6 protein-coding genes and 1 pseudogene are annotated in these 6,555 nt (G+C 73.3%); 6 read left to right on the forward strand and 1 reads right to left on the reverse strand.

The window, feature by feature from the left end; all coding sequences use genetic code 11:
* The first annotated feature begins 77 nt into the window (after nt 1-77).
* Together C1J00_RS35880 and C1J00_RS35885 are read left to right on the forward strand one after the other, a co-directional pair.
* Complete coding sequence (locus C1J00_RS35880) at nt 78-1,313, forward strand: sensor histidine kinase (RefSeq protein WP_102913131.1); 1,236 nt, start codon at nt 78-80, stop codon at nt 1,311-1,313.
* A 46-nt stretch (nt 1,314-1,359) separates the two neighbouring features.
* Nucleotides 1,360-2,037 carry a response regulator gene (locus C1J00_RS35885; RefSeq protein ID WP_102913126.1) on the forward strand — a complete coding sequence of 226 codons (678 nt, stop codon included), beginning with the start codon at nt 1,360-1,362 and terminating at the stop codon, nt 2,035-2,037.
* 16 nt (nt 2,038-2,053) lie between these two features.
* Here the strand turns inward: C1J00_RS35885 and C1J00_RS35890 are convergent, their stop codons facing one another.
* Nucleotides 2,054-3,073 (reverse strand): Gfo/Idh/MocA family protein, encoded by a 1,020-nt coding sequence (locus tag C1J00_RS35890; RefSeq protein WP_102913127.1) that lies wholly within the window; start codon nt 3,071-3,073, stop codon nt 2,054-2,056.
* Between the two features lie 128 nt (nt 3,074-3,201).
* Here C1J00_RS35890 and C1J00_RS35895 point away from each other — a divergent pair, with 128 nt between their 5' ends.
* The 4 genes and pseudogenes from C1J00_RS35895 to C1J00_RS35910 all read left to right on the forward strand — a co-directional run.
* Nucleotides 3,202-3,939: a GntR family transcriptional regulator gene (locus C1J00_RS35895; RefSeq protein WP_180989818.1), complete on the forward strand. Its 738-nt coding sequence runs from the start codon at nt 3,202-3,204 to the stop codon at nt 3,937-3,939.
* A gap of 156 nt (nt 3,940-4,095) precedes the next feature.
* Entirely contained in the window at nt 4,096-5,244 is a 1,149-nt protein-coding gene (locus C1J00_RS35900) for an ROK family glucokinase (protein WP_102913129.1), read from the forward strand.
* Nucleotides 5,241-5,822, forward strand: coding sequence for a sugar kinase (locus tag C1J00_RS35905; protein ID WP_102913130.1), 582 nt, complete (start codon nt 5,241-5,243; stop codon nt 5,820-5,822). The genes C1J00_RS35900 and C1J00_RS35905 overlap by 4 nt, the downstream gene beginning before the upstream one ends.
* A gap of 178 nt (nt 5,823-6,000) precedes the next feature.
* Nucleotides 6,001-6,555 (forward strand): annotated as a pseudogene (locus tag C1J00_RS35910) (ATP-dependent helicase); the annotation flags it as partial.

Consider the following 6,555-nt stretch of genomic DNA (forward strand, 5'->3'; position numbering starts at 1 on the left):
CCGGTGGGACGGGCTCTTGCTGCGTAGATTTGGCCCTCGTGAGTGGTGACGACGTGGGGCACGCCTCCCCCCTGCCGATGGGAGAGACGCCCGCGCTGTTCACCGGGCGCAGATGGTTCTTCCCGTCGGCCCTCCTGCACGAACTCGACCCCGACGCCGCGCGGGCCGGGCGGCGGCCCCGGCGCACCGCCCGCGACTGGGTCGTCGACTTCTCCAGCTTCCTGCTGGCCGTGGTGGTGGGCGCGACCGCCGTGGAGGCGCTCGCCGACAACCCCCACGTGCCCAACGAACTCGCCGTCGTCGACCAGCTGATCGGTGCCCTGGCCTGCGCGGCGGTCTGGCTTCGGCGCCGCTGGCCGCTGGGGCTGGCCGTGGCGATGACGCCCGTCACCTTCGTCTCGGAGACCGCCGGCGGCGCCGGTCTGATCGCCCTGTTCACCCTCGCGGTGCACCGCCCCTTCCGCTCCGTGGCCTGGGTGGGCGGTATCAACGCGGCGCTGGTCCCGCTCTACTACTGGCTGCGCCCCGAACCGGACGTCCCCTACCTGTTGATCGTCCTCTTCGCCGTGCTGCTCACCGTGGCGATCGTCGGCTGGGGCATGTTCGTACGGGCCAAGCGGCAGCTCATGGTGAGTCTCCGGGACCGCGCCCGGCGCGCCGAGACGGAGGCGCGGCTGCGGGCCGAGCAGGCGCAGCGGCTGGCCCGCGAGGCCATCGCGCGGGAGATGCACGACGTGCTCGCCCACCGGCTGACCCTGCTGAGCGTGCACGCCGGCGCCCTGGAGTTCCGGCCCGACGCGCCCCCGGCCGAGACGGCCCGGGCGGCGGGCGTGATCCGGGAGAGCGCGCACGACGCGCTCCAGGACCTGCGGGAGATCATCGGCGTGCTGCGCGCGGGCGAATCCGACGACACCGGCCGACCGCAGCCGACCCTCGCGGCGGTGGACGCCCTGGTCGCCGAGTCACGGGAGGCGGGCATGAAGGTCGTCCTGAACCACCGCGTAGAGGATCCCGCCGCCGTCCCGTCCTCCGTCGGCCGCACCGCCTACCGGATCGCCCAGGAGGGCCTGACCAACGCGCGCAAGCACGCGCCGGGAACGGAGGTCACGGTGACCGTCACCGGCGCGCCGGGCACCGGCCTCACCGTCTGCGTGCACAACCCGCCGCCCGAGGGCGAGGTGCCACCCGTCCCCGGCTCCGGTCAGGGCCTGATCGGCCTCACGGAGCGGGCGAACCTGGCGGGCGGCCGGCTGGAGCACGGGCCCACCCCGCAGGGCGGGTTCGAGGTGCGGGCCTGGCTGCCGTGGAGGTGACGACTTGTGCGCCGCCGCCCGGCCCGGTCGTGATTACTTAGGGCCCATGACTGCGATCAGACTGCTCCTCGTCGACGACGATCCGCTGGTGCGGGCCGGGCTGTCCTTCATGATGGGCGGCGCCGACGACATCGAGATCGTCGGCGAGGCCGCCGACGGCGCCGAGGCGGAGGCCCTCGTCGACCGCACCCGCCCGGACGTCGTGCTCATGGACATCAGGATGCCGACGGTGGACGGTCTCACGGCCACGGAGCGGCTGCGCGCCCGCGCCGACGCCCCCCAGGTGGTGGTGCTCACCACGTTCCACGCCGACGAGCAGGTGCTGCGCGCGCTGCGCGTGGGTGCCGCCGGGTTCGTCCTCAAGGACACCCCGCCGGCCGAGATACTCGCGGCGGTGCGCCGGGTCGCGGCCGGCGACCCGGTCCTGTCGCCCACGGTCACCCGCCAGCTGATGCGGCACGCCGTCGGCACCGCGGCCGACACCCGCCGCATCCGCGCCCGAGAACGCCTGGCCGTCCTCAACGACCGCGAGCGCGAGGTCGCCGTCGCGGTCGGCCGGGGCCTGTCCAACGCCGCGATCGCCACCGGCCTGTTCATGAGCGTCGCCACCGTGAAGACACACGTCTCGCGCATCCTGGCCAAGCTGGACCTCAACAACCGGGTGCAGATCGCGCTGCTCGCCTACGACGCGGGGCTCCTGGAGGAGGAGCAGGAAGAGCGCTGACCGCCGCTGCTCGCCGTCAGACGAACGCGGGGGAGGTGCCGGCGATCTCGGCGAGGTGCACCGGCCTGCGCTCCCGCCGCGACAGCTCGCACGCCTCGGCGATCCGCAGCGCCTGCAGTGCCTCGCGCCCGTCGCACGGATTGGCCCGCTCGCCCCGGACGACCTCCACGAACGCGTTCAGCTCGGCCTCGTAGGCGGGGCCGAAGCGCTCCAGGAAGCCCGTCCACGGCTTGTCCGCTGCCGGTGGCCCGGTCGGCTCGGTGGACGCGATCGGCGTACGGTCGTCCAAGCCGACCACGATCTGGTCGCGCTCCCCGGCGAGCTCCATGCGCACGTCGTAGCCGGCCCCGTTCATCCGGGTCGCGGTGAGCGTGGCGAGCGTGCCGTCGTCCAGGGTGAGCAGCGCGGCGGCGGTGTCGACGTCGCCCGCCTCGCGGAACATCCGGGGACCGGCGTCGGACCCGGCGGCGTAGACGTCCGTCACCTCCCGGCCGGTCACCCAGCGCAGGACGTCGAAGTCGTGGATCAGCGTGTCCCGGTACAGCCCGCCGGACAGCGGCAGCCACGCGGCGTCCGGCGGCGCCTGGTCGCTGGTCAGGGCCCGCACGGTGTGCAGCCGCCCCAGCCGGCCGGAGCGCACGGCCTCGCGCGCGCCCGTGTAGCCCGCGTCGAAGCGGCGCTGGAAGCCCATCTGGAGAACCGTCCCGGCCGTCTCGACCTCGGAGATCGCGCTCAGGGTCCCCGGCAGATCCAGCGCGATGGGCTTCTCGCAGAACACCGGCAGGCCCGAGCGTGCTGCCCGACCGATCAGTTCGGCGTGGGCCGACGTCGCCGTCGTGATCACGACCGCGTCGACCCCCCAGCGGAAGATCTCCTCCACGCCGGGCGCCGCCGTCTCACCCAGCCGGTGCGCCAGTTCCTGGGCCCTCGCGGAGTCCGCGTCCGTGAGGATCAAGGAGCCGACGTCGCGATGACGGCTGAGCGTGTTCGCGTGGATGGTGCCGATGCGGCCCGTACCGATGACGCCGATGCGCATGAAAACAAAGTGCGTGCCCAACTCGCCGCTGTCAATCTGTATGTCCGGACAATCTGACTACACGACTTCCCGTCAACAGCGCGCGGAGCTACGCTCGGCCCGTGCCGAAACCAGAAGTGGACCCGACCGTGCAGCTCGAGCTGAGCGTGGACCGCAGCTCTCCCGTGCCGTTGTACTTCCAGCTGTCCCAGCAGCTGGAGGCCGCGATCGAGCACGGCACGCTGACCCCCGGCAGCCTGCTGGGCAACGAGATCGAACTCGCCGCCCGGCTCGGCCTGTCCCGGCCGACCGTCCGCCAGGCCATCCAGTCGCTCGTCGACAAGGGCCTCCTCGTCCGTCGCCGCGGCGTGGGCACCCAGGTCGTGCACAGCCAGGTCAAACGCCCACTGGAGCTCAGCAGCCTCTACGACGACCTGGAAGCGGCGGGCCAGCGCCCGGCCACCCGGGTCCTCGTCAACAAGCTCGTCCCCGCCTCCGCCGAGGTCGCCGCCGCACTCGGTGTCGCCGAGGACAGCGACGTCCACCGCGTGGAGCGCCTCCGCCTCGCCCACGGCGAGCCCATGGCCTACCTCTGCAACTTCCTGCCCCCCGGTCTCTTCGACCTCGACACGGACCAGCTGGAGACCACGGGCCTCTACCGCCTGATGCGAGCGGCGGGCATCACCCTGCACAGCGCCCGCCAGTCGATCGGCGCCCGGGCGGCGACGACGGCGGAGGCGGACCGCCTGGCGGAGGAGACGGGCGCGCCGCTGCTCACCATGCAACGCGTCACGTTCGACGACACGGGCCGGGCCGTGGAGTACGGCACACACACCTACCGCCCGACGCGCTATTCGTTCGAGTTCCAGCTGCTCGTACGGCCGTGACGGTCATGCCGCTGAGGGGCGCGGGGCCGTGCCGATGTGCGGCTGCGCCGCGTGGGCGCGAGCAACTCACCACTCACCGCACCCGGCAATGATCCGCACCACCGCGCCCCTGCCCCGCTCCGCACACGCCCTCACCGTGAGGCAGAATCGGCGGCGATGAGCACCTACCGCGACTTCACCGCCCCCATCGGCTCCCGCCGTGCCACCGTGCTCCGCACCGTCGGCACCAGGGAGCGCCGCTCGCACCTCACGGCGCCCCGCGTGCCCACGGTCGGCATCGACATCGGCGGTACGAAGGTGATGGCGGGCGTCGTCGACGCCGACGGCAACATCCTGGAGATGCTCCGCACGGAGACCCCGGACAAGTCCAAGAGCCCCAAGGTCGTCGAGGACACCATCGCCGAGCTGGTCCTGGACCTCTCCGACCGGCACGACGTGCACGCCGTCGGCATCGGTGCGGCCGGCTGGGTGGACGCCGACCGCAACCGCGTGCTGTTCGCCCCCCACCTGTCCTGGCGCAACGAACCGCTCCGCGACCGCCTCTCGGGACGGCTCTCCGTCCCCGTCCTCGTGGACAACGACGCCAACACCGCCGCCTGGGCGGAATGGCGCTTCGGCGCCGGCCGCGACGAGGACCACCTCGTCATGATCACCCTCGGCACGGGCATCGGCGGCGCGATCCTGGAGGACGGCCAGGTCAAGCGCGGCAAGTACGGCGTCGCCGGCGAGTTCGGCCACATGCAGGTCGTGCCCGGCGGCCACCGCTGCCCCTGCGGAAACCGCGGCTGCTGGGAGCAGTACAGCTCCGGAAACGCCCTGGTCCGCGAGGCCCGCGAGCTGGCCGCCGCCGACTCGCCCGTCGCGTACGGGATCATCGAGCACGTCAAGGGCAGCATCGGCGACATCACCGGTCCGATGATCACCGAGCTGGCCCGTGACGGCGACGCCATGTGCATCGAGCTTCTCCAGGACATCGGCCAGTGGCTCGGCGTCGGCATCGCCAACCTCGCCGCCGCCCTCGACCCGTCCTGCTTCGTGATCGGCGGCGGTGTCTCGGCCGCCGACGACCTGCTGATCGGCCCGGCCCGGGACGCCTTCAAGCGGCACCTCACCGGCCGCGGCTACCGTCCCGAGGCCCGTATCGTCCGGGCCCAGCTCGGGCCCGAGGCCGGCATGGTCGGCGCCGCCGACCTCGCCCGGCTGGTCGCCCGCCGCTTCCGCCGGGCCAAGCGCCGCCGCGTGGAGCGCTACGAGCGGTACGAGCGGTACACGCAGTCGCTCCGCAGTACCCAGGAGACGCCGTGACCGCATCCCTGCCCCACCAGGGATCCTGGCCCGACGAGCCGGACCGTCCGGTCGAGGACCGCCGTCACATGATCCGCCGCAGGGCCCTCACCTTGCTGATCATCGTGCTGCTCATCGGCGTCCCGGCCGGCTACCTCGTGATCTCCGCGAACCAGAGCCGCGACAGCGGCAGGGACAAGGAGGCGAAGTACTCGGCGACCGGCCTGACCGAGGGCTGGCCCTCCAAGCTCCAGCGCCGGATCTACCAGGTACCCGTCCCGCACCCGGCCTGGCACGTGGCGTACTACGAGACCAACAACTGGAAGACCAGCCGCCTCTACACCCAGTTCGAGACCAACGCCGCCGGCCTGGACGCCTACCTGACCGGCCTGGGCGTGACCCGGAAGGACCTGAAGCAGGGCGCCGTCACCATCGGCGCCCGCGACCGGAAGGTCACCGGCTGGAAGTTCGCCACGACCGATGCTTGGTACGGCTTCGTCCACCGGCAGAAGAACCCGGCCCCGACCCACGACGTGGTCGTGGACCTGTCCAACCCCGCTTACCCCTGGGTGTACGTCGTAGCCCGGACCGTGCCCTAGCCTCCGGCCCGGTGCCGGTGCCGGTGCCGGTGCCGGTGCCGGTGCCGGTGCCGGTGCCGGTGCCGATGCGGATGCCGGTGCCGGGAGGCCTGGGCCGGTGCCGGGGCTGATTGTCAGAGCCCGCCCGTAGAGTCGGAGACGACTGATCCGACATGCGGGGCGGGAGGTGGCAGGACGTATGGGTAAGACGGCTCCGACAGCCGAACGGGCCGGGGACGTGACGGTCCCGGTCCGCCTCCCGGCCGTCTTCCTGCCCGCGCCCCTCCCGCGCGAGGGACGCATCGCCTTCTGGGACCCCGAGGGCGAACCCCTGCCCGCCGGGGACCCGGAGCACACCGCCGCCGCCGAGCTGACCGTCGTACGACGGCACGGCGCCGCCGGGGTCCGGCGGCGCACCACCCCCGCGCTGACCCTCCCGCTCGACGCGGCCCTGCCGCTCCTCGTGCGCGCCCGGCACGACCCGGCGGCCCACCCCGCCACGGCCTGCTGGGGCGCGGCCGCCCTGCACGCCCTGCGGCTGACCGCCCGCGGCAGGCTGCTGCCCGGCCTGACCGCCACGGGCCACGACGCCTGGCGCGCCGGCCCCCTCGACCCGGACGACGTCGGGCACCTGCGCGCCGTCGCCGCCGCCCTGCCCCACGAGGGCCACGCCGTGCCGCTGCCCGGCCCCGGCCGGATCCGGCTGCCCGAACCGGAAGCACTGGTACGCGCCTTCCTGGACGCGGTCGCCGAC

This window comes from Streptomyces cahuitamycinicus (genome assembly GCF_002891435.1).
GTDB classification, from domain to species: domain Bacteria; phylum Actinomycetota; class Actinomycetes; order Streptomycetales; family Streptomycetaceae; genus Streptomyces; species Streptomyces cahuitamycinicus.